Source organism: Subtercola boreus (genome assembly GCF_006716115.1).
GTDB lineage: Bacteria > Actinomycetota > Actinomycetes > Actinomycetales > Microbacteriaceae > Subtercola > Subtercola boreus.
The window spans coordinates 2,163,482-2,186,739 of record NZ_VFOO01000001.1 but is presented as its reverse complement, the minus strand read 5'-3'; the positions used below and the strand labels follow the sequence as shown (position 1 = coordinate 2,186,739).

At 69.5% G+C, this 23,258-nt stretch carries 21 protein-coding genes; 5 read left to right on the top strand and 16 right to left on the bottom strand.

The features are described 5' to 3' along the window. Window positions 1-11 precede the first annotated feature (11 nt). Window positions 12-974, top strand: a complete 963-nt coding sequence (locus FB464_RS10185) for a glycosyltransferase family 2 protein (RefSeq protein ID WP_116413963.1) — start codon at window positions 12-14, stop codon at window positions 972-974. Here the strand turns inward: FB464_RS10185 and FB464_RS10180 are convergent, their stop codons facing one another. From FB464_RS10180 to FB464_RS10130, 11 genes are all read right to left on the bottom strand, one after another. Continuing rightward, the gene (locus FB464_RS10180; protein WP_246093011.1) at window positions 975-2,324 is read right to left on the bottom strand and encodes an MATE family efflux transporter; all 1,350 of its coding nucleotides are present in this window, start codon (window positions 2,322-2,324) and stop codon (window positions 975-977) included. It abuts the gene before it with no gap. Beyond that, window positions 2,321-3,475 (bottom strand): glycosyltransferase, encoded by a 1,155-nt coding sequence (locus tag FB464_RS10175; protein ID WP_246093010.1) that lies wholly within the window; start codon window positions 3,473-3,475, stop codon window positions 2,321-2,323. Before FB464_RS10175 ends, FB464_RS10180 begins: the two co-directional genes overlap by 4 nt. Further along, a complete protein-coding gene (locus FB464_RS10170; RefSeq protein WP_116413964.1) occupies window positions 3,472-4,944 on the bottom strand; it encodes a tyrosine-protein kinase domain-containing protein in 1,473 nt (490 codons plus the stop codon). The genes FB464_RS10175 and FB464_RS10170 overlap by 4 nt, the downstream gene beginning before the upstream one ends. Window positions 4,945-4,964: 20 nt before the next feature. After that, entirely contained in the window at window positions 4,965-6,131 is a 1,167-nt protein-coding gene (locus FB464_RS10165) for a glycosyltransferase (RefSeq protein ID WP_246093009.1), read from the bottom strand. Continuing rightward, entirely contained in the window at window positions 6,128-6,895 is a 768-nt protein-coding gene (locus tag FB464_RS10160; protein ID WP_246093008.1) for a CDP-alcohol phosphatidyltransferase family protein, read from the bottom strand. The genes FB464_RS10165 and FB464_RS10160 overlap by 4 nt, the downstream gene beginning before the upstream one ends. Further along, on the bottom strand, window positions 6,892-8,133 hold the full coding sequence (locus FB464_RS10155) for a DUF1972 domain-containing protein (protein WP_116413966.1): 1,242 nt from the start codon (window positions 8,131-8,133) through the stop codon (window positions 6,892-6,894). The genes FB464_RS10160 and FB464_RS10155 overlap by 4 nt, the downstream gene beginning before the upstream one ends. Further along, complete coding sequence (locus FB464_RS10150) at window positions 8,133-8,816, bottom strand: NeuD/PglB/VioB family sugar acetyltransferase (protein WP_246093007.1); 684 nt, start codon at window positions 8,814-8,816, stop codon at window positions 8,133-8,135. The genes FB464_RS10155 and FB464_RS10150 overlap by 1 nt, the downstream gene beginning before the upstream one ends. Before the next feature lie 692 nt (window positions 8,817-9,508). Continuing rightward, complete coding sequence (locus tag FB464_RS10145) at window positions 9,509-10,600, bottom strand: sulfate/molybdate ABC transporter ATP-binding protein (protein ID WP_116413968.1); 1,092 nt, start codon at window positions 10,598-10,600, stop codon at window positions 9,509-9,511. After that, window positions 10,597-11,415, bottom strand: coding sequence for an ABC transporter permease (locus FB464_RS10140; protein WP_246093006.1), 819 nt, complete (start codon window positions 11,413-11,415; stop codon window positions 10,597-10,599). The genes FB464_RS10145 and FB464_RS10140 overlap by 4 nt, the downstream gene beginning before the upstream one ends. Before the next feature lie 3 nt (window positions 11,416-11,418). Continuing rightward, window positions 11,419-12,258 (bottom strand): molybdate ABC transporter substrate-binding protein, encoded by an 840-nt coding sequence (modA, locus tag FB464_RS10135; RefSeq protein ID WP_116413969.1) that lies wholly within the window; start codon window positions 12,256-12,258, stop codon window positions 11,419-11,421. After that, complete coding sequence (locus tag FB464_RS10130; RefSeq protein ID WP_116413970.1) at window positions 12,255-12,668, bottom strand: TOBE domain-containing protein; 414 nt, start codon at window positions 12,666-12,668, stop codon at window positions 12,255-12,257. The genes modA and FB464_RS10130 overlap by 4 nt, the downstream gene beginning before the upstream one ends. A 189-nt stretch (window positions 12,669-12,857) precedes the next feature. Here FB464_RS10130 and FB464_RS10125 point away from each other — a divergent pair, with 189 nt between their 5' ends. The 3 genes from FB464_RS10125 (at window position 12,858) to FB464_RS10115 (ending at window position 14,389) form a co-directional block, all read left to right on the top strand. Then, a complete protein-coding gene (locus tag FB464_RS10125) occupies window positions 12,858-13,217 on the top strand; it encodes a DUF7882 family protein (protein WP_116416469.1) in 360 nt (119 codons plus the stop codon). Further along, on the top strand, window positions 13,214-13,474 hold the full coding sequence (locus FB464_RS10120) for a hypothetical protein (protein ID WP_116413971.1): 261 nt from the start codon (window positions 13,214-13,216) through the stop codon (window positions 13,472-13,474). Before FB464_RS10125 ends, FB464_RS10120 begins: the two co-directional genes overlap by 4 nt. A 129-nt stretch (window positions 13,475-13,603) precedes the next feature. After that, entirely contained in the window at window positions 13,604-14,389 is a 786-nt protein-coding gene (locus FB464_RS10115; protein ID WP_116413972.1) for an SDR family oxidoreductase, read from the top strand. 218 nt (window positions 14,390-14,607) lie between these two features. Here FB464_RS10115 and FB464_RS10110 read toward each other — a convergent pair whose 3' ends face one another. Both FB464_RS10110 and FB464_RS10105 read right to left on the bottom strand, forming a co-directional pair. Next, entirely contained in the window at window positions 14,608-15,882 is a 1,275-nt protein-coding gene (locus tag FB464_RS10110; protein WP_116413973.1) for a GNAT family N-acetyltransferase, read from the bottom strand. A gap of 29 nt (window positions 15,883-15,911) precedes the next feature. Continuing rightward, entirely contained in the window at window positions 15,912-18,923 is a 3,012-nt protein-coding gene (locus FB464_RS10105; protein ID WP_116413974.1) for a DUF2207 domain-containing protein, read from the bottom strand. A 114-nt stretch (window positions 18,924-19,037) separates the two neighbouring features. Here FB464_RS10105 and FB464_RS10100 point away from each other — a divergent pair, with 114 nt between their 5' ends. Beyond that, complete coding sequence (locus FB464_RS10100; protein ID WP_116413975.1) at window positions 19,038-19,304, top strand: hypothetical protein; 267 nt, start codon at window positions 19,038-19,040, stop codon at window positions 19,302-19,304. 22 nt (window positions 19,305-19,326) lie between these two features. Here the strand turns inward: FB464_RS10100 and FB464_RS10095 are convergent, their stop codons facing one another. From FB464_RS10095 to kdpC, 3 genes are read right to left on the bottom strand one after another with little or no spacing between them, the layout of a single operon-like run. Continuing rightward, window positions 19,327-20,019, bottom strand: a complete 693-nt coding sequence (locus tag FB464_RS10095) for a response regulator (RefSeq protein WP_116413976.1) — start codon at window positions 20,017-20,019, stop codon at window positions 19,327-19,329. Next, a complete protein-coding gene (locus FB464_RS10090; RefSeq protein WP_116413977.1) occupies window positions 20,016-22,610 on the bottom strand; it encodes a sensor histidine kinase in 2,595 nt (864 codons plus the stop codon). The genes FB464_RS10095 and FB464_RS10090 overlap by 4 nt, the downstream gene beginning before the upstream one ends. A 30-nt stretch (window positions 22,611-22,640) precedes the next feature. Beyond that, on the bottom strand, window positions 22,641-23,252 hold the full coding sequence (gene kdpC, locus FB464_RS10085) for a potassium-transporting ATPase subunit KdpC (protein ID WP_116413978.1): 612 nt from the start codon (window positions 23,250-23,252) through the stop codon (window positions 22,641-22,643). Window positions 23,253-23,258: the final 6 nt, after the last annotated feature.

Here is a 23,258-nt window from a genome sequence, read left to right as displayed (position 1 = left end):
GGTGTCCACGCATGACCGAGACCGATTTCAGCGGGCTGGCCATCATTGTCGTGAACTACGGTTCCAGCGCACTGCTGCAGGCCAACCTGGCTCCGCTGACGAGGCGGCAGCCGGCCATCATGGTGGTGGTCGTCGACAATTTCTCGACCGAGACAGAACGCGTAGCGGTGACGGAGCTCGCCGAACGAGAGGGCTGGCACACGGTGATGCCGACGGGCAATACCGGTTTCGGCGGCGGGATGAACCGAGGTGCGCTCCGCGCGGGGCAGCTCGGAGCGACGCACCTGCTGCTTCTGAACCCCGATGCGGAGATCGCCGAGTCGGCGATCGGTGCGCTGCTGGCGGCAAGCAACCGACGCCCCGACACCCTCTTCGCCCCCCAGATCCTCCGGCCTGACGGCTCGGTCTGGTTCGCCGGTTCCGACCTCTATCTCACCGACGGTCGCATCCGCTCCGCGCGTCGACGCAGTGCCCCCGATCCTTCACCGACCGAGGTCCGGCCCTGGCTGAGCGGAGCCTGCCTGCTGCTCTCGATGGGGCTCTGGCAGCTCGCGGAAGGGTTCGACGAGGAGTACTTCCTCTACTGGGAGGACGTCGATTTCTCGTACCGCGTGCTGACAGCCGGCGGGCGCATCGCTGTCCTGGCCGACGCTCTGGCGGTGCATGCTGAGGGTGGTACCCAGCAGGTGGGCGGCGGGAGCCATGCCGGCGAACCGAAATCGAACGTCTACTACTACTACAACATCCGGAACAGACTGCTCTATGCGGTTCGCCACCTCGACACGCGGAGCCTCCAGCGCTGGCGGCGTGTGACCGTCGCTGTCGCCTGGGAGGTGTTGCTGCAGGGCGGTCGCCGCCAGCTCACCCGGTCACCCGCGCCGTTGCTCGCGGCCCTTCGCGGCGTGCGCGACGGCCGGCGGATGGTGCGCGACGAGCTGCGGCTGCGCCGCCGGGCCGGGCTCACGGCCGAGTGATCACGCTTCCCGGCGGCGGCGGGCGAGGTCGCGGGAGACGTACCAGAGGTTCGGCAGGAACTGGCAGACGAGCACCGAGATCGTGGACCCGAGAACGGGTCCACCCGCGCCGATCATGCCGATGAAGAGCACTGAGAGACCCAGGTTCAGCGGGACCATGATGAGGATGGGCACCACCTGGAAGACCAGCCCGCGCTTGTCGGTCATGTACATGCCCACCGGGTACTTCGCTGCCTGGAGCCCCACGAAGAGGACCCAGGGCAGGATCACCCAGAGGTCGAGGGTGATCTTGCCACCGGAGACGAAGGCGGTGAGCCAGGGCGAGGCCACGGCGAGGATCCCGCCCAGCACCAGGCCGCCCGCCAGGAACCACAGGGTCGGAACGACAGGCGACTCGATCCGCCCTGCCGAGCGGGCCTTCGCGTAGATGGGCCACATTGCGAGCCCTGCCGCAGCGGTCGTCTGCAGCACGATCTGGAAGAGCTGGGACGACAGGTTGTACTCGGCGAGCTGCTGCGGGGTACCGATCTGGCTGAGCAGCAGCCGGCCGGTCTGCAGGGCTATCGGCAGTGCGATCATCTGCAGCAGCATCGGCCACGCGAGCCCGATGGCCGAGACGCCGCGGTAGCTCCTGATGTGCGGGATCTCACGGATCGCTGCGCCGATCTGCGGCTTCAGTACCCGGGCGGCGAGGAAGAGGCAGATCACCGAGACGAGCGCGTTGCCGACGTACGAGATCACCGCGAGGTACGTTCCCGCGGGTACGGCGAGCAGCACGAGCGCACCGATCGCCAGGAACATGAACGGGGCGACGACCGACTGGCTTGCCACCTGCACGTTCGTCTTGCCCAGCCCGACAAGCACACGCTGCCCGACGGTCAGGGGGATGACCAGGCCGAAGATCGCCAGGCAGGCGAAGGCGGCGAGGCTGCCTCCATCGGCGATCAGGCCGTTGCCGAGGAGCGCGGGCCACCATCCGAGAGCCGTGATGACGACGCCCACGGCGATCATGATCGCCCCCGAGACGATCAGGATGCGGAAAGCGGTCGTGATGGTGCGACGCACGAAGTCGTCGGTGCGGGGGCTGGCCGAACCGGCCACCGCGTTGATCACGACCGCGGCGATACCGAGATCCGCGAAGGGGAGCAGGGTCGGAAAGCTCGCGAGCAGCCCGTACTGGGCGTACGCCTCTGTTCCGAACGAATGGATGATCATCCGGCTCGTGATGATTCCGAGGATGCCCGAGAGAGCCATCACCGCGACCTTCGCCACAGCGGTGCTGCCGACCGAGGCCAGTATTCCCCGTCCCTTCGGCGGCGCCCCCGCCGTCGTCGTCAGCTGCCGGGTCACCCGGCGATCACTCTCGGGAGGGCGGGAACCGGCACGGTGCCGTCGAACAGCCAGTGGTCGGCGGCGAGTCGTCCGTCGGTCCAGGGGAGATCGCGGGTGATGTCCGCCGGTTTCCGGTCATCCCGGATGGCCCGGATGATCTGCCCCGCCAGTTCGTCAGCGGATCCGGCATCGGACACCACGTAGTGACCATTCCGGTCGAGCCAGTCGGCGAGACCGGTCTCGGTCGTGGTCACGACGCTGAGCCCGTGCGACAGGCCCTCGAGGATCGGCAGTCCGACCTGCTCCCGCCAGGTGGCGGTGGGCTGGGACGGCAGCACGAGCACCCGGGCTTCGTCGAGGCGATCGTGGATCCGATTCCGTCCGGGGTCGATGTCGACGTCGATGCCGGCCTCCGTCGTCGCCGAGCGCAGAACCTCCGCCTGCAGGGCGCCCTTGCCCATGATGAGCAGCGTCGCGCCGGGACACTCCCGACGCACCAGGGGCCAGGCTCCCAGCAGGACCCGGATCCCTTTCCGTTCGCTCAGTGCGCCGAGGAAGACGACACAGCCGTCGACGCGGGGATGCTCACCGCTCGACGGGCTCGGGGCGGGAGCGGGCAGCGCGGGGATCAGCATCGCGCGCTGGGGAAGGCCCCGTCTGCCGAACACCTCTTCGTAGGTCTGCCGGGCGGCGCTCGTTCCGAAGGCCACCCTGTCGATGCGGCGCCAGACGATGCTCGCCAGTGCACGTTCGAGGCGGCGGCGCACGCGGGTGCGGAACCGGGCAGAGGGCCCGGGGGTGAAAGGGTCGGCGTTGCCGATCGCGTAGGTGACGACCTGCGTACGGGGACTGCCGAGCATCCGGCGCCAGCGGAGCGCAGCGAGGGCGAGCACGGAGGCGGCCAGGCTGTCGAGCATCAGCGGTTCGTTGACTTCGAGCGTGCGGACAGGCGATCGCACCAGCAGCCGAGCTCCGGCGAGCGGACCGGCCTCCACGAGATCCAGTCCGGCAGTCAGGGCGTCGTCGAAGTCGTAGCGCTTCTCGCTGTACAGGATCGTGGCCGGACGAAGGAGGTGGGCCCGTTCGAGGTGCGCGCTCCGGAGGGAGCGGTAGAGGCGCACGTGCGGCAGTGTGACGCGCCGTTCTCCGGTGCCGGACTCGAGGCTCACTGCACGTGTCCGAGGACCGGCCGGCTCGCGGTCTCTGCGACGACCGCCTGAAGATCGAGGGGACCCTCGACGGCGGGTTTCTCGCCCGCGGCCTCGTCCGCCTCGGTCCTGACCGCGGGGACGATGCTCAGGTCGCGGCCGTAGTACCCGTCCCTGGCCTTCGGCTTGGTCTGGTTGATGACGACGCCGATCGTCCGAGCCCGAACCGCGTCGAGCGCGCCGAGGGTGTCACTGAGTTTCTGGCGGGTGGTCGAGTTGAACAGGGCGACCACCACGGCGCCATCCGTCATGTGCGTCAGCGTCAGGGCGTCCGAGGCCGGCAGGATGGGCGGGGTGTCGACGATCACGAAGTCGTACTCACCCTTGACCGTCTCCATCAGGCGTGCCATCGCTGTGGAGCCGAGGAGCTGGTTCGGATTGGACGGGGCCACCCCCGAGGCGAGGATGTCGACGTTCGGCGCCCACTGCTGGATGACATCGTCCAGTGTGGCGGAGCCCACCAGCACGCTGGTCAGCCCGGCCGCACCCTCGATCTGGGCGTAGCTCGCCACGCTCGGCCGGCGGAGGTCTGCGTCGATGAGCAGGGTGCGGAGCGAGCGCTCGGCCATGGCCAGGGCGATGTTGATCGCCATGGTGGTCTTGCCCTCACCCGGGGACGCACTGGTCACGGTGATCGAGGTGATCGCGTCGTCGACGTCGGCGAACTCGAGATTGGTGCGCACCCGCCGGTAGTCCTCGGCCATCAGGCTGTGCGGCGCGAGTCGCATGGTGATGCCCGTGGGCTGCGGCGATCGCCGGCGCGTGCGCTCGACATTGCCGATCACGGGAACGTCGCTGATCCGTTCGATGTCGCGGTCGGTGCGGATGCGCGTGTCCAGCAGTGTGCGGCCCAGGGAGTAGAGCACGCCGACGACGATGCCGATGGCGAGACCGCTGATCCCGATGAGGCGACGGTTCGGCGCGACGGGGTTGGCGGCGATCTGTGCCGGGGTGACGATCTCCATCGAGATCGACGAGGTCGAGCCCGCGAGCTGGGGGGCCAGCGCCGTCGCGACCGAGGTCAGGGACTGGCTCACGGCGTTCGCGATGTCCGCTGCCCGGTTCGGGTCGCCGTCGGTGACCGTGATGTCGATGATGACGGTGTTCAGCGCTGTGCTCGCCGTGATCGACTTCGCCAGCCGGTTGGGCGTGGTGTCGAGCCCGAGCTCGGCTATCACCGGGGCCAGCACCTTCGGGGTGGTGGCGAGCTGCACGTACGACTGCACGATGTTCTGGGTGTAGGTCGAGCCCTGCACCAGCTCACTGGTCGTCGCGCCCTGGGTCGACGAGACGAAGACGGCGCTGGTGGACTGGAAACTGTCCGGCAGGCTCTGCGCGTAGAGGTACGCACCGCCGCCACCCAGGATTCCGAGCGTGACGATCACCGCCCAGCGCTTCCGCAGGGCCTTCCAATAGTCGTGGGGATCCATTGTTTCTTTCCGTGTTCAGATCAGAGGAGTTCGAGTGTGACGTGGGCGATGCGTTGCCGGTACAGGTCGGGGGAGTGCCGCTCCAGGGCGCTGAGGCGATCGGCCGACGCATCCTCGCGGACGATCGCCCAGGCCTCGACGATGCCTTCGAGGCTGTCGGCGAGCGCCACCGGATCGCCGGGACGCACGGTCCGGGAGGAACGGTAGCCGCGCGCTGCCTCGCGGAGGCCCGAGGTGTCGCTGACCACCACCGCCCGGGCGGCGAGCACCGCTTCGACGGCCGTGTTCCCGAACGGTTCGTCGTACCGGGACGGCACGACGACGACGTCGGAGTGCGCGACCCGGGGCCAGATGTCGCTCTCGAATCCCCGGAGCTGCACCCATTCCGCAAGGCCGAGTTCGTTGATCTGGCCGCGCAACTGCTGCTCGTACCATTCGTAGCCGGGAAAGACCGCCCCGACGATCTCCAGGCTGGCTTCGGATCCCCGTTCGCGGAGGATACCGAGCGCCGAGATGGCGACATCGACGCCCTTCCGGTCGGAGAGCCTACCCACGTACAGGATGCGGAGGCCTCCGTCGAGCGTCAGGCGCGAGGCGCTCGGCGCCGCGGGGCCGGCCACGCCGTTGTAGACGACCTGCGTGCGGCTGGCGAGCCGCGGGAAGACCCGGCTCAGCACGGCCACGCTGTAGCTGCTGTTCGCGATGACCCGGCTCGCCAGAAGCAGGGGCAGGTTGAGGGCGAAGTTGACCGCGCGGGAAGCCGAGCCCTCCGCCTCGTGGATGTGGCTGAGAACGGGTCGCCTCGAGAGGAAACCGACAGCGATCCAGAGCGGGATCGTGACAGTGTTGACGTAGACCAGGTCAGGCCCCAGTTCCTTCACCAGAGCGCGCCCAGCGCGGAACCCCGGTCCGAGCGACCGGACGAGGCCGAAGAGCCCGGCGGGGCTCAGCATGCTCTTCCGGAGCACAGGGGTCTCCAGGAGCCTGACCTCTCCGCCGATCGCGGTGAGCACGTCGACGAGCGGCCCGCCCACAGGCAGGGCGACGACGGCGCGGCCGCCGGCACCGAGAACACCCTGCACGCTCTCGATGAGCACGCGGTCGGATCCGTAGAGCTCGCCGCTGGGGTGGGCGAACAGCACCGTGACGCCGTCCAGTCTCACCTCGGCCAGGCGGTCGTCGCTCACGAGAGTCGGCTCATGTCCCGGAACCATTTGCGGCTGGCGAGCAGGAGATGACCGGCGTTCGCCACGAACATCAGCGCGTAGACCACGAAGAACAGGACGGGGGCACCGAGCAGCACGAAGATGAGGCAGAGGAACCCGTAGTCCGTCGGAATGACGAGCAGGGACCGGATGAGCGTGCTGCGGCCGCGCGGGACGTCGGACTGGGTGCGCTGTTCGTGCACCCGCTTCAGCTGGTCGTTCAGGATCATGGCGAAGAAGGAGACCGAGGCCACGATCGAGTACCCGATCGGAACCAGCAGCAGCCAGGGCGACGCGAGGTCGAGGTGCAGGAACATCGTGACCAGTACGGCGAGGTGCAGCGAAGCGATCTTCAGCGAGTCGACCACATGGTCGAGCCACTCGCCGCCGAGCGAGCCGCCCCCGCGGAGGCGGGCGACCTGGCCGTCGGCGGAGTCGAAGGCGTAGCCGACGGCCAGCAGGAGCCAGATCCCGACACCGGCGTACCAGGACAGGGGCAGGACCGCGATCAGGATGATCCCACTGAAGGTGCCCGCTGCGCTGATCGCCGTCACATTGTTCGGGGTGAGCCCGGCGCGGAATGCCCAGGCCGCGAGGTAGCGCCCGACCCTCCGATTGACGTAGATCGAGTAGGCGGGTGCACCCGGCGCGGCCTTCTTCTGGGCCGAGGCCAGGCGACCCACTGTCTCACGGTAGGTCTCGCGAGGGGGCGCCGCTGATCTGGATCCGATCTGTCCGTCGATCACAGGGTCTCCTCGATGTGGGCCTCGACCCGATCGGCGGCGACGATGCGGTCAGAGCCCGACCGCGCTTCCCACGGCACGGCATTCCGCACGCCCCTGCTGATACCTCGGGTCGAGTGACCGAGCGCCAGGCGCATCGCCAGTTCTTCGTAGCCCGCCGTGACGATGTCCCAGTCGTACATGCTGGCCGCGCGTTCGCGGAGGTTGGCGCCCCGCTCCGCCGTCTCATCGACGAGTGCTTCGGCGGCTGCGAGCTCCAGGGCGACCTCGGCGGAATCCGAGAAGAAGCGGCCGTCCGTGCCGAGGACCTCGCGGTTGAACACGACGTCGTAGGCGATGACGGCCGTCCCGGCGCCCATGGCGCGCAGGAGCGACGGGTTGGTACCACCGACAGAGTGTCCGTGGAGGTAGCTCAGGGCATTGGCGTAGAGCTGGTCGAGTTGTTCCTGGTCCCACACCCCACCGAGCATCCGGATGCGGTCGTCCGAGCCCGCCGTCTGGGCGATTCGTTCCGTGTACGCAGCAGCGTAGGGGGCCGAACCCACGACCACGAGGGGAAGGGTCGCATCGCTGGCGTGGTAGCCCTCGACGATGATGTCGACATGGTTCTCCGGCTCGAACCGCGCCACGACGAGGTGGTACCGCCCCGCTTCGAGACCCAGTTCCGAGAGTCGGTCTGTCGCGGGTTCGCGCAGCACTTTGGTGCCGTAGGTGAGAAGTTCGGTGGGGATGCCGAATTCGTGGCTGTAGTAGTCGGCGATGCCGGCCGCGTCGGAGATCAGCGCGTCGGCCTGGCGGACGGCGAGCTCTTCGGCGATCCGGTAGTACTTCCGTCCCGTCTTGCCCCACTTGCCTCGTTTCCATTCGAGACCGTCGACGTGCACCGCCGTGGCGGCACCCCGGGCCCGGACGATCGGGACGAACGGGGAGTTCGCCGCGTTGAAGACGAAGGCGACGTCGTTCCGTTTCGTGAAGAACATGTGCAGCACGGACAGGGCGGTGTGGCTGAGGGTCTCGACCGTCTTCGCCTTGACGGCAGGGAGATGCACGAGCTTCATCCCGAGGAAGCGCTTCTGCCTCGGAGCGTTGGTCCTCCGGCAGTAGACAGTCACCTCGTGGCCCCTGGCCACCAGGCGCTGGCCGATCTCTTCGACGGCCGTCTCGAAGCCGCCATAGGCGGCCGGGACACCTCGCGTGCCGACGAGGGCTATGCGGAGGCGGCGGGGCTCAATCCCTGACATCAGAAGTTTCCAATCGATCGGAGCGGAGGGGTGTTGGAGGCTGTCGTCTCGGTCGTCCTGTTCGGCGCGGCGGGCACGCCCATCCAGGTCTCGCCGGGCGGCTGGTCGCGGAGGAGGGCGGAGCCGAGGCCGAGGACCGACCGGTCGCCGACTCGGACGCGGTCGCGAACGGTCGAGTTCATGCCGAGGGTGGCTTCTTCCCCCACCCGCACCCCCGGCCCGAGCGCACTGCCGGCACCGAGAGTCGCAAACGACTGGATGCGGTTGCCATGGGTGAGGGTGACGTTCGGCATGATGACCACGTGCCGGCCGATCATGACGTCGGCGGTCATGACAACCCCTGCCAGGATGATGCTGCCGACACCCACCCGGCAGTTGCGGGGGACTTCGACACTCGGGTGGATCAGCTGGGCGTAGCGGTCGTCTCTCACACCCAGGTCCTGCAGCCGGTTGACCAGGCGCGCTCGCGTTGAACCGAGGGACACGCAGATCACCAGGCTGGCGCCGGGGTACTGGGCCACCGTGTCGACGCCGCCGAGCACGGGGACACCGCCGATCGAGGTGCCCCAACGGGGCGGGGAATCGTCGAGTACGCCGCAGGCACGGTGCTCTGAGCCGGAGCGGATCACGTTGAGGGCTTCGCGAGCGAGGGCGCTCGCTCCAATCACCAGGATGTCAGCCAAGGAGTGCTTTCGTGGGAAGGAGAGCGTGGCGACCCGTGGCTGAGCGCCCGGCCTCCCGAGGGACGGGGAGGAACGTTTTGGGCGCACCGACTCTGGAGTGCTGGGGGTGTGTGGCTGGAAGGGCCATTGCATCAACCTGTATTTCGGGTCACAGGGAATTCTTTGTCAGGGAACGGGTACGAGTGCTCCCAACCGGCCAGAATGCGCAGACTCTGACCGATTGCTTGAAGAGAGCTCGTTGAAGCAGAGCTGTGAAGGGCTGACTCTAGGAAAGACGAGCCGATCGGGGCCGAGCTTCGCGTCACTCACGGCTGGTAGACGGAGCTAGGACTCCGCGGGATCTACCGCACCGTGACTTCGGGTTACGAGACTTAACGATAGGGGGCGAACCAAACCTCACAAAAGCCCCCGTACCGGGGGGATTTATTAACATTTGTCACCCTTACAGTTCATTTTTCCACTAGTCGGGTGAGGCGGCCCCGTTACTTGTCGCGCTTTCGGGGCCTGACAGCGTATCTTTGACCTCGGGCCCTCACAGCAATTCGGGTTGTACAGGGCCTGATCTATACGTGTGCACGCGTCGCGTCTGCTAGGAACAGGCGCTCGATGTCTCCGCGTATCGATGCGGCCTGGAGGTTCATCCTCCGGGCCGCATCTCTTACTGCCTGCGCTCGGTCCGATCGGCGGGGTGCTCAGCTCCCGGTCGCGTAGAGCGCCCCCGCCGACGGCTCGAACGAGAACCACACCGCCGCCCCCGGCGTGAGGTCGAGATCGGCCGCGAGCGCCGGTGCCACGTCGGCCGAGAGATCGCCGGCGCGCACCCGCACAAGATCGCCGCGGGGCTCGAGATCCTGCAGAGTGAGGGCGAGAGTGTTCGGGACTCCGGCGGGGTGTTCCGCGGTCACCCGGATGCTCGACGGACGGATCGCGACCGTGCAGGCGCTGCCGGGCGGAAGGTCGTCGGCCTCAGCGAGCACGAGGTCGTCGCCGGCCGCTGTGCGCATTCCGTGGGCGGTGCGGATGCCCGACAGCACGTTGAGGCCGGCGATGTCTGCCGTGAAGGGGTCGAGCGGTTGCTGCAGCACCCGGCGGGTCGGGCCGCTCTCGACGACGTGTCCGCGGTCGAGGACGATCACGTGGTCGGCGAGCGTGAAGGCGTCCAGCACGTCGTGCGTGACGATGATGGCCGTGCGGCCCTCGAGGACGCGCCTCAGCATGCGGCGGATCGCGGGTGCGACGGCCACGTCGAGGGCGGCCAGCGGTTCGTCGAGCAGCAGGAGCTTCGGATCGGCCGCGAGGGCGCGGGCGACGGCGATGCGCTGCGCCTGGCCGCCGGAGAGCTGGGCGGGCTTTCGCGACTCGAACTCCGCGGCATCCACCTCGGCCAGCCAGCGCCGCGCGGTGCGGAGGGACTCGGAGCGCTTCACCCCCGCGCTGGTCGGTCCGAACGCCACGTTGTTCAGCACGCTGAGATGAGGGAAGAGCAGGGCCTCCTGGGCGAGAAGGGCGACGCTCCGCGCGTGGGGCGGTGTGAGCACGCGGCGGGCGGGCCGGTCATCCGGAGCCCTGTCGGGCGCACCCGCACCCCCCGGCACCCGGAACAGCACCTCTCCACCCAGCACGGCCTCGCCCGAATCGGGGGTGAGCAGCCCCGCGATCAGGTTCAGCAGGGTCGACTTTCCCGCACCGTTCGGGCCGAGGATCGCGAGCGTCTCGCCCTCTGCGAGGCTGAACGAGACGTCGAAGCCCCGCGCGGCGACGGTCGCCCGGAAGGCCAGGCTCACGAGAGCACGCCCCCCGCCGCGTTGCGGGAGCCCACCCGGTGGGCGAGGCCGACGACGAGAATGGCGACCGCGACCAGCACGAGGGAGAGGGCCACGGCAGCGTCGGGATCGGTCTCGCGCTGCAGGTAGATCTCGAGCGGCAGTGTGCGGGTGACACCCTGCAGGCTGCCGGCGAAGGTGAGGGTGGCGCCGAATTCGCCAAGTGCCCGGGCGAACGACAGCACGGCGCCGGAGACGAGCGCGGGGAGTACGAGCGGCAGGGTGATGCGCCGCAGCACGGTCGTCGGGCCGGCGCCGAGGGTTGCGGCGACGGCCTCGTAGCGCGTGCCGACCGTGCGGAGCGCCCCCTCGAGGCTCAGCACGAGGAACGGCAGGGCGACGAAGGTCTGCGCCAGGATGACGGCGGTCGTCGAGAACGCGATCTGGATGCCCAGCAGGTTCATCGGCTCACGCAGCAGTCCCTGGCGGCCGAACGTGTAGAGCAGCGCGATGCCGCCGACCACGGGAGGCAGCACGAGGGGGAGCAGCACCACCGAGCGGAGGATCCGCTGCCCGGGGAACGACGTGCGGGACAGCGCCAGCGCGAGCGGCACCCCGAAGACGATGCAGAGCGCCGTCGCGGCTGCGCTCGTGCGGAGACTGAGCAGCAGGGCATCCACCGACTCGTCGGAGGTGATCAGCGGGACGAATTCGCCCCAGTTGACCCGGACGACCATCGCCACCAGCGGCAGCACCACGAAGAATGCGCCGACGACGGCGATGGCGAGGATCCAGCGGGGAACGGCCGCGGGGCCCGGGGATGCGGTGCGCGGCACCGGCTACGGCTTGCCGAACCCGGCGGCCGAGAGAACGGCCTGGCCCTCGGTGCCGGTCACATAGTCGATGAACGCCTGTGCGAGGCCGGCGCTCTTCGTGTCGCTGAGGGCGGCGATCGGGTAGGTGTTCACGGCCTTGCTCGACTCGGTGAACGGGACCCCCTCGACGGTGCTGCCGGCGCCCTGGACGTCGGTCGCATAGACGAGCCCCGCATCAGCCTCGCCCGAACTGACCTTGCCGAGCACGTCGGTGACGGCCGACTCCTCGCTCACGGCGGGGATGGTGACGCCCGTGGCGGTCTCGACGGTCACGGTCGCTGCGCCGCAGGGAACGGCCGGCGCGCAGATCACGGTCTTGATGTCGGGGTTCGCGAGATCCTGGAACGACGTGACGCCGGCCGGGTTGCCGGGAGGCGTCGCGATCTCGAGGATGTTCGTTGCGAAGTCCACCGGGGTGCCGCTGACGAGCGCGGCGTCGGTGAGCTTGGTCATGTTCTTGGTGTCGGCCGAGGCGAACACGTCGGCGGGGGCGCCGCCCGTGATCTGGGTGACGAGGTCGGAGGAACCGGCGAAGCTGAACGTGACGGTCGTGCCCGGGTTCGCGGCCTGGAAGTCGGTGCCGAGCTTCGTGAAGGTCGCCTTGAGTGACGCGGCGGCGAAGACGGTGATCGCGCCGGCCGGGGCGGTGGTCGCGGTCGGGCCGGCGGTCGAGGTGCTCGTGCCCGTGCTTGCCGGGCTGGCCGGGCTGGCCGAGCTTCCCGAGCCGCTCGAACAGGCGGCCGCGCCGGTCGCGACGGCCGCCGCCAACACGATGGCGGCCAGGGTGCGGACAGACGTTCTCATGGGTTCTGAACCTTCCCTGAAGGGGTTTCGACGATCACCGTCGTGGCTTTCACGACGGCCACAGCGATGGAGCCGAGCTCGAGACCCAGCTCCCGCACGGCTTCGCTCGACATCAGCGATACCACGCGGTGAGGGCCGCACTGCAGTTCCACCTGGGCCATCACCCTGTCCATGGTGATCTCGGTGACGAGCCCGACGAAACGGTTGCGGGCCGAGCGGCCGATGTCCGAGGGGTCGTCGGGCAGCACGGCATTCCGGCGGGCGAGCTGCGCCAGTTCGAATCCGTCGACGACCGATCGCCCCGAATCGTCCCGGCTGCTCGTGAGCGTGCCGTTCTCGATCCAGCGGCGAACCGTGTCGTCGCTGACACCGAGGTACTGGGCGGCATCCCGAATCCGTATGTGCGACATAGCTCCCATCATATTTCCGCAGGAGCGGAGAAAATGCCACTTCCCGGAGATTTGCTGATTGTTTGGGGCGCCGGTGTCCGGTCAGCGGATGCACGCTCACGCGCCCGCGAGGTTATACTTCAACGGCTCAGCGTCCGCACGGCGCCTGGGGAGATCCGGGCGCAGCCGGCACCGTCGAACGGGGTGTTCATGGGAACCTTCACCTACAACACAGGTCTGAAGGTCGACTTCGACGACCGGGTGCTCGCGCACATCCAGATCGTGGTCGGTGCAAAGCTCCGCCGCGGCGAGCCGCTGTACTTCAGCTGGCGGGACGACGACGGAGTGGGCGACGGCCGCACCACGGTGTGGCTTCACCCGTCGATGCCTCTCGTCTACAAGTACTTCGGCAGCAAGATGCCGCGCATCAACCCGGCGTGGGTCGAGGTGCTGGCCGAGTCCGCCAACACGGCGGGCGGGTTGCGGCTCCTACCCGAGCCGGAGGCGCCGTCGGCCATGGCTGCTTCCGCTTCCGCTACCGCTTCCGTGAGGGGATCGGCCTCCTCATGAAACGCCTCAACATCATCTACGGCGGCGAGAGCTACAGCGTCGGCGACCGCGACCTCGACGATGTGCTCGCCGAGATCGCTGCAGGCCTCGCCGCGGCCGAGCCCCGGTGGCTGAGCGTCAACTACGGCGAGGGCGTGCCCCGCAAGGCGCTGCTGCTGCTCAGCCAGGGCGTCGACATCGCGGTCATCCCGGTTCCCGGCTTCGACGAGGATGCCGACCAGGTCTCCGACGAACCGCCGCCACCGCGCGCCCGCTGAGCGACAGCTTCAGCCTCGCGTCTTCTCTCCTCTCACGTAGTGAGAACCGCCTTGGCCCCCGCGCGATCCGGGCTGCTTGGATGAGCCCGCGGCACCAGCCGCGGTTTCACCCAAGTCAAGGAGGACTTCATGAGCCAGCACACACGAGTCGCAGTAGTGACCGGAGCAGCACGCGGAATCGGTGAGGGCATCGCGCAGCGCCTCGCCCAGGACGGACTGCACGTCATCGTGGCCGACCTGCCGAGGGCGCAGGCGGGCATCGACTCTGTCGTCGCGGCGATCACTGCGGCAGGCGGAACGGCGACCGGTGCGACGGTGGATGTCGCAGACGAGGCGTCGGTCGAGGCCCTCGTCGCTTCGGCTGTCGAGGCCGGCGGCCAGCTCGACGTCTTCATCGCGAACGCGGGCATCGCCCAGGTCGAGTCGCTGCTGGAATACAAGAGTTCCGACTTCGACACGATCTTCGACGTGAACGTCAAGGGTGTCTTCAACAGTTACCGCGCGGCGGCCCGGCAGTTCATCGCGCAGGGCACCAGCGGCAAGATCGTCGGTGCGGCATCCATCGTCGCGTTCCGGCCGTTTGCGTTCCTCGGCCCGTACTCCGCCACCAAGTGGGCCGTGCGCGGGCTCACCCAGGCGGCCGCCATGGAGTGGGCCGAGCACAAGATCACGGTGAACGCCTACGGCCCCGGCATCGTCGGCACGGCCATGTGGGACCTCATCGACGAGAAGCTCGGCGCCCGCGACGGTCTTGAGAAAGGTGAGGCGCTCGCCGAGAACGCGAAGTCGATTCTGCTCGGCCGGGTCTCCGTGCCGAACGACGTCGCGCAACTGGTGTCGTTCCTCGCCTCCCCGGACTCGGACTACATCACCGGCCAGACCATCCTCGTCGACGGCGGCATCCAGTTCTCCTAGCGCTCCGCGCGCCCGCACCCAACGGGCCCGCCCCTGCCGGAGGCCGCACCGTGGTGTCGTGGGGGCACCGACGACGATAGTGGATCACGCGCCGAATGGACGAGCCTGGGCCGCCACGATGCTGTATACGGTGTCGTTCTGGCTGAGATTCGTCCATGTGGCGTTGGGCAGGTCACGCGCGAGGCGCGGCGCGGGGGCGGGCGCGGGCGCGCCGTGGGTCAGAAGTGGCTGGTGCCGTAGACGGGGGCGGTGGGCGCGAGGAGGGCGGCGAGGCGGCGGGCGGCGCCGGGGGTGTGCTCGGTGAGGCGGCCCGCGGCGAGAAGGGTGAGCGGGTCGACCCCGCCGAGGTAGAGCGAGCCGAGTTCGGGCGCGTCGAGGGTGAGGTCGGGGGCGTCGGTGTCGGCGAGGCGGGTGACGCTGGCCCGGGCATCCGCGACCCGCAGGCGGAACGTGCCCGCCGCGTAGCCGAGCGCATCCGAGACCTGCAGCACGATCTCACCGGAGGCGGCCGGCAGGTAACCGCGCGCCTCGAAGGCGGCGGGCACGTCGAGCACGCGGAGCCAGAGCCAGTCCTCGACGAAGGTCTGGGTGATGCCGCGCCAGTCCGCGACGGCCCAGCGGAGGGGGTCGTCGGCGGGCGCGATCTTCCAGTCGACGAGGCCGGCGAGGTCGATGGATGCGAGGAAGTCCCAGAGTCCGAGATAGGCGCCGTCGGTGGCCGCGATGAGGTCGAGTACCTCGAGCGTGCGCGGGTTGCTGTCGCTCGTCGACCGGTAGGAGACGTAGCCGTCGGGATGGCCGTCGTCGTCGTAGTGGGCGGCCGCGTAGACCGAGAGGTCGGGTTGGCCGCTGTCGGTGAGTTCGCCGGTGATGCGCTGCCAGGTGGCGGCGTGCCGGTCGACAGAGCCGGGGTGCGCGGCGTGGAAGCGCGCGAAGACGGCGGGCGCGAGGCGCGCGAGTTCGGTGAGTTCGATGTACTCGGCGCGGCCGGGCGGCGGCACGAGCATCCGGAACCGCTCGCCGGTGCTGACGGTGCTGTGCCCGACGGTGGTGGCCACGCCGAACCCGAAACGGCGGTAGATGGTGGCCTCGGAGACGGTGAGCGCCGCGAGCGGGAAGCCGGCTTCGGATGCCCGGCGGAGGTTCTCGGTCATCATGCTGCGGAGCAGGCCGCGACGGCGGTGCGTGGGGCGCACGGTCACGTTCGAGATCAGGTGGGTGGGCAGGAGGTCTTCGGCGCCGACGTTGAGGGTCCCGGTGAACGAGGCGAACGTGGCGACGGGCCCGGAATCACCGGTGTAGACCCCCGTGAGCTGACGACCGTCGGCCACGAGACGCGCCGCGGCGGCCGCCCTGCCCGCCGGGTCCAGACGGTTGTCATGGAAGCCCCGCCGTTCGGCGTCGAGCCAGGCCGCGGTGTCGGGGTCGGCCGATCCGTCGGCGGCTGTGGCGGCCGGGAAGGTGCGGAACGTGTACTGGTCGGTGGTGCCCATCCCTTCAGGCTAGCGCGGGCGCGCCGGGGCTACGGCGCTTTCGGGGTACGCTTCCGCCGGGTCAGCAGGAGCCCGGCGGTGCCGGCAGCCAGGGCCACGAGCGCAGAGATCCCGAGGGGTGCGAAGTCGGGATGGTCGCTCGGCATGTCGATCGTCATCCAGATGAACAGGATGATCGTCGCAAGTGACGCGGTCGGGGCGAGCCAGCGCACCAGGTCCCGGAGGAGGCCCGGGGTGAACACCCGCGGCCGGCGGGAGAACCCGAAGCACGCGCCCAGTCCGCCGAAGACCAGGGCGAGTGCGCCGAGGAGGAGCACCACGGAGACGGGCGCAGCCGCAGCGATCCGGGTGTAGCCGAGGGTTCCGGTGTCGGGGCCCTGGAATGTTCCGGAGGGGAAGTCGACCGTCGCTCCGGTGCCGTCGACGGTGAGGTCGAACGGGTAGCCGCCCTCGTCATCTCCGCCCCGCAGGTCGAGAACGTGCGAGACGGTGCCGTCAGGAGCCGTGGTGGTGGTGCTCGTCGTGTCGCGAGCGGTGCTGCCGGTGCTGCCGGCCGCGCTGCTGCTGCTCCCGCCGACCCCACCCGCGTATTCGGGTGCGTCGAACGGCACCACCGACGGTGGCCACTCGCGCGGGTTGTCGGAGGCACTGGTGTCGAGACTGTTCCAGCCCGCCGTCGTGGTCGCCGCGGCAAGCTCCGCGGGCACGCGGAGTTCGATCCGCAGCGGATCCGGGGCCGGCTCGTCACCCCAGGTGGAGTCGTAGTGCCAGCCGTCGAGCAGCGTCGTCCAGCGGATCCGGTCGACGACAGCGCCGCCGGCGTCCGCAGCCACCGCTGCCGAATCCAGTGCGTAAGCAACCTGCAGGTCGTGCCCGCCGGTCAGCACATTCCTGAGCTGGGTCTTCATCAGAACGGTCTCCGCCAGCTGCTGGGTCGCGAACGGAACGGCTGCCCCGTCGATCGTGACCGACTGCACGGTGAGCCCGAGGCTCTGCCCGTTCAGGATGCTCGGCCATTCCTGAACGAACTGGGGCACTCGCGACCCCTCGTCGCCGAACGTGACACGGAGCGTCTCGGTGACGGCCAGTCGCGCGTGGCCGTCGGTGGTGCGTGAGAGGTCGGCGACAGCATCCATCGACGTCACTGTCGTGGAGAGGGTGCCCGGTATGTCGCCGGAGAAGGAGACGACGTCGTTGCCGCGATCGTACGGGTTCGGCAGCACGGAGACCGCGACGACGGTGCCGACGACGAGTAGCACCGAGAGGGCCCGTACGACGAGTCGCGGCCAGGTGAGGAACGACGGGGTGCGCCAGTCCGTCCCCTCGGGGTCTTCCGCCCCGCCCCGCTCGGCCGAGGCCAGGGCGACGATCTGCTCGCCCGCGGCACGGGGTGGGGCGAGCAGAACGGCGTAGGGCAGCAGAGGGTCCTTCAGCGTGGTGCGGTCGAGCAGTTGCGTGCGCGAGGCGAAGACGTCGATGCCGAGCAGGTGCTGCTTCAGCAGGGCCCCGCGCCGGGTGAGCGGACGCGCCGTGAGAGCGATCGCCAGCACGACCACGGCGATCGCACTCGAGAGCAGCACGAAGGCCACCGGCCACCACACGATCGCCAGCTTCGTCTGCTCAGAGAGTTGGCGGACGAGACCCCACTGCAGCACGGTGAGCGCGAGCGGTGCGGCGATGAAGAGGTCGCGCACGAACCCGCGCGGCACCCGGCGGAGCCCAGACGTGAGCTGCGCACGTCTCTCCGGTGCGGTGAGGTAGCGGGTGAGCGCTCGTGGCAGGTCGCCGATCCGCCCCGACCGGTGCGCCACCCGGACGGCCGCGACGAGACGCACCCGCCGGGTCTTCGAGGCACCCTTCTGGGCTGCGCCGAGCGTCTCGGCGAGCTCCATGCTGCGCGCCGCCTTGATGACCTGGGCGGCCGTTCGCGGCGTGATCCCCTCCGGCGGATCGGGCTGGGCCACGAACCACGGCCGCCCACGCGCATCACCCCAGGCGACCCGGCGAGCGGCGACGGCCAGCAGCAGCGTGACGGCGAGGAACGCGAGCGGGGCGAGAGGACCGAGTGTCTGAACGAAGAAGAGCGGGGTGGGTGCGGGCATCCGGAAGGTTCCGGGCTCGAAACTCATCGTGAACCGCGCCTGGGCGTGCGGCGGGATGTTCTGCTCGTTGGTGAACCGGTACGTCACCTGGCCGACAGGAGCGTCCGCCTCGGGTTCGAGCCACTCTCCGGAACTCAGCAGGGTCCACGCGAGTGTGCCGCGGGGCTGGCGCACGAGCCGGTCGTCGAGTTCCTGGGGGAGGGTGATGCTCACGTCGAGCCCTGCGAAGGCCTGCGGCCAGGACGGCCCGAAGACGTCCCACTGCAGCAGGTCGACCGACTGCCCGGTTGCCGTGTCGGTCGCGTCATAGGCGAGGTTCGCGAGGTCGTAGCTGAGCACGAAGGCGTGGTCGCCCTGCAGGGCGGAGGTGCCGGCATCCAGGGTCAGTGTCTCGCGGTCGGGCACCTCGGAGTGGACCACGTCGATCGCCCTGCCATCCACCGTCGCGGAGATGTTCGACGGGGAGAGAGCATGACCCTGGTACTCGGTGGCGAGAACGCGTTGGATGCCCGGCTCGGCGGTTCCGTCGGGGAAGAACGCACCGATCCTCTCCTCCACATGCGCGACCAGGGTGCCGTCGTCGGCGCGTTCGACGCGGTAGTCGACGGCGAAGGTGCGGGCGATCCAGCGGTCGGTGGCGGTGTCGGCGGAGCTCGTGATGTCGTCGAGTGTGAGTGGCGGGTTGATCACCGGGCCGAACAGCAGCACGGCGCCGCCGATCGCGACGACGGCCCAGAACGCGCGGAGGCCGAACCGCAGCCGGGTTCCGCCGTGGGAGCGCAGCCAGGCCTCGAGGCCCAGCAGCCAGCGCGAGAGCAGCACCCAGAGCGGCGAAGCCGTCGGGTACAGCGCGGGGATGCGCTCGGGGTCACCGATGCCCGTGCCAGCAAACGTGCCGGCACCCGCGCCGCGATCATCGGGCTCGTGCTCTGAAACCATCCGTGCCCCCCGCCTCCATCGTAGAACCTGCGGTTCCCGCGGTGCTGCCGCCTGTCACCTGCCGTGCGGATGCTCGCCACCTGCTGTTCGCCTCAGCCGCGTAGCGTCGGGGCTGTGCTGAACGGGAATCCCACGCTCTCTGACATCGACCTGCCCGCCGACCTCGACGACCGGGTGGACTTCTGGACCAACCACCGGAAGTACACGCTGCTGCACCACAGGCAGGGCACCTGGTGTCTCTTCGCCATTTCGAAGTCGACGCCGCAGATGACCCACCTGCTCGACGCGCGTGGCTCCGAGTGGGTCGCGTCGCCGGTCGACCGCGGTCGCACCATACACGCGCCGGACTGGCGCGACGCCGTGCGCCGCGTCGTCGTCTGACTCCCGCGCGCCGCGCCTCGGGTCAGGCGGGGTCGGGGCGGAAGCGGTAACCCATTCCGGATTCCGTGAGCAGGTAGCGCGGCTTGGCCGGCACGGGCTCGAGTTTCTTGCGCAGCTGGGCGAGGTAGACGCGGAGGTATCCACTGTCGTTGGTGTGGTGCCGGCCCCACACCTCGGTGAGCAGCGAGTCCCTCGTGATGAGCTTGCCCGGGTTCCGCAACAGCACTTCGAGGATTGCCCACTCGGTGGGCGTGAGCCGCACGGTCTGCGGTTCGGCGGCGGTTCCGTGGTAGGCCTGCTTGCCCACGAGGTCGACGGTCACCGTTCCGAAGGTGATCAGCGGCGCCTCGTCGACGGCCAGCGTGCGCCGGGTGAGGGCCCGGATGCGCGCCAGCAGTTCGTCGATGCTGAACGGTTTCGTGACGTAGTCGTCGGCGCCGGCATCCAGAGCTTCGATCTTGTCGGCCTCACCGGTGCGCCCCGACACCACGAGGATCGGCACCTGGCTCCAGCCGCGGATACCGTGGATCACCTCCACCCCGTCGAGGTTCGGCATGCCGAGGTCGAGCATCACCAGGTCGGGGTGGTGCTCGATGGCTCCGTTGAGAGCCGCAGTGCCGTCGGCCGCCGCGACGATGTCGTAGCCCCGCGCACGGAGTGTCACCGTCAGGGCCCGGATGATCTGGGGGTCGTCGTCGGCGACGAGAATCTTCACGGGGTGGTCTCCGGCATCGTTTCGTGGTCGTTCGTCGTGGTCACGGTCGGTTCGGTCGCACTCGGTTCGGCGGGGATCGCTTCGGTCGCCGCCGTCTCGGTGGCGGCGGGCAGGGAGATGACCATGGTCAGGCCGCCGCCGGGGGTGTCGTCGGCTTCGAGGGTGCCGCCCATTCCTTCGACGAACCCCTTGGAGAGGGCGAGGCCGAGGCCGAGGCCGGTGAGGTTGTCGGTGTCGCCGAGGCGCTGGAAGGGAACGAAGATCTCCTCCCGGCGATCCGGCGCGACCCCCGGGCCGCGGTCTGCGATGCGGATCTCGACGAGACCGGCGAACTCGCTGGTCGAGATCAGCACGCGCTCGCCCGGGGGCGAGAACCGTACCGCGTTCGAGAGGAGGTTGACGATCACCCGCTCGAGGAGTCCGTAGTCGGCGGTGACCGGATGGGTCGCGTCGGGCAGGTCGAGTTCGATCGTGTCGGGGCCGAGACCGAGCTCGTCGATCGCCGGCAGCACGATGTCCTCCACATCGACGGGGGTGAGGAACACGGCGAGCGCCCCGGCCTGCAGGCGGGTGACGTCGAGCAGGTTCGTGACGAGGAGCGACAGCGTGTCGAGGCTCTCGCCCGCGGTGGTGAGCAGTTCGTCGCGGTCGGCCTGCGACAGGGTCACGTCGGTCGCGCGGAGCCCGCCCACCGCTGCGGTCGCGGCCGTGAGCGGACGACGGAGGTCGTGGCCGACGGCGGCCAGCAGGGCGCTCCGCACGCGGTCGGCCTGCGCGAGCGGCCCGATCTCGCCCGCGGTCTCCGCGAGGTCGCTGTATTCGAGGGCCGCGTCCAGCTGGGCGGCGATGACCGCGAGCAGTCGACGTTCGGAGGCGGCGAGGTCGCCTCCGTGCAGCTCAAGTTCGGCGTGGTCGCCCACGGGGATGCGGGTGATGCCGGTCCCGGTCCCGCCCTCGGTGCCCGTGTCGCCGTCGGCCCCGGCCGTGTGGGTGACCGCACCGTCGACGACGAGGCGCACCGTCGTGAGGGCGAACGCTTCACGGGTCCGGTCGACGAGCGCCTGCAGGGCATCCTGACCGCGCACGACGCTGCCGGCGACGGTCGCGAGCAGCTCGGACTCGCCTGTCGCCCGTGCCGCGGCCCTCGACCGGCGCGCGGCCTGGTCGACGACCACGCTGACGAGCACCGCGTTCAGAACGTAGAGGCCCAGGGCGAAGAGGTGCACCGGCTCCGCGACAGTGATGGTGTAGATCGGTTCGACGAAGAAGTAGTCGAGCGTGAGCCCCGACAGCAGCGCGGCGAACAGCGCCGGCCCGAAGCCCCCGACCAGGGCGACGACGACGACGAGCAGCTGGTAGGTCAGCACGTCGCTGGTGATCGACTCGTCGGAGCGCAGGCTGACGAGCAGCCAGGTGACGAGGGGACCGCCGACGAGCGCTATGAGGAGTCCGAACATCCGGCGCCGCAGCGTGAGCGCACCGCCCAGTCGGGGCAGCGCGAAACGCCCGCCCGCTGCGGAGTGGGTGACGATGTGCACGTCGATGTCGCCGGACTCCCGGATGACCGTGGCGCCGATTCCCGGCCCGGTCAGTGCGGCATTGAGCCGGCTGCGGCGGCTGACACCGATGACGAGCTGGGTGGCGTTCTCGGCCCGGGCGAAATCGACGAGGCCGTGCGGGATGTCGTCGCTGACGACCTGGTGATAGGAGCCGCCGAGCGAGTCGACCAGGCGGCGCTGCGCGAGGAGGGCGCCCGGGTTGGCGTTCCGCAGCCCGTCGTCGCTCGAGACGTGCACGGCGAGCAGCTGCCCGCCGGCCGACCGTGCGGCGATGCGTGCGCCGCGGCGGATGAGCGTCTCGCCCTCCGGTCCGCCGGTCAGCGCCACGACGACGCGTTCCCGCGCCTCCCACTTGTTCTGGATGCCGTGCTCGCGTCGGTAGTTCTTCAGCGCGCTGTCGACCTCGTCGGCCAGCCAGAGCAGCGCGAGCTCGCGGAGTGCGGTGAGGTTGCCGAGCCGGAAGTAGTTCGAGAGGGCGGCATCAATACGCGTGGCCGGGTAGACGAACCCCCCGGCCAGCCGGTCACGGAGCGCCTGCGGGGCGAGGTCGACGACCTCTATCTGCTCGGCCGAGCGCAGCACGCTGTCGGGGATCGTCTCGCGCTGCGGGGCGCCGGTGATCTGCTCGACGACGTCGGTCAGGGAGTCGATGTGCTGGATGTTGACCGTGGAGATGACGTTGATGCCGGCGTCGAGGAGGTTCTCCACATCCTGCCAGCGTTTCTCGTTCTGCGAGCCGGGGGCGTTCGTGTGGGCGAGCTCGTCGACGAGGGCGACATCGGGGCGGCGGGCGATCACCGCGGCGATGTCCATCTCCGACAGTTCGACGCCGCGGTGCACGGTGACCGTGCGGGGAACGGTCTCGAGACCGAGCAGCATGCTGGAGGTGCCCTTGCGGCCGTGGGTCTCGACGACCGCCACGACCACGTCTTTCCCCTCGCCCTTCAGCCGGCGACCCTCCTCCAGCATGGTGTAGGTCTTGCCGACTCCGGGTGCTGCACCCAGCAGCACCCGGAGTGCTCCCCGCTTCATCGGGCGTCGTCACTCACGCGCGCATACCGCCTAGCCGGCCAGCTGGGCCAGGGCGATGTTCAGCTGCAGAACGTTCACCGTCGGCTCGCCGAGGTAACCGAGATCGGGCGACTGCGTGGCGGTGTCGACCAACTTCTGCACCTCTTCTGTCGTGAGGCCCCGCGCCGTGGCGACACGTTCGACCTGGATCTGAGCGTACTCGGGACTGATGTGCGGATCGAGTCCCGACGCCGACGCCGTGAGCGCGTCGGCGGGGATCCCGGAGGCCGGCACGCCGTCGGAGGCCTCGATCGCGGCCTTCCGGTCGGCGATCGCGGTGAGGAGACGTTCGTCCTCGGGACCGTAGTTGCTGCCGCTGGAGGCCGCGGCGTCGTAGCCGTCGCCGGCCGCCGACGGCCGGGACTGGAACCACTCCGGCAGGGCGTTGCCGTCGGCGTCGGTGAAGGACTGCCCGATCAGCGCCGACCCGACGACGGTGTCGCCCTGCGTGACGAGCGAGCCGTTGGCCTGGGCGGGCAGGGCGAGCTGCCCGATGCCGGTGATGAGGAGGGTGTAGGCGACGCCGAGAACGGCGGTGAAGACGATCATCGCCCGCAGGGCGACCCAGTATTGGCGTCCGGCGGTGCGTGAAGCTGTACTCATGGTGAA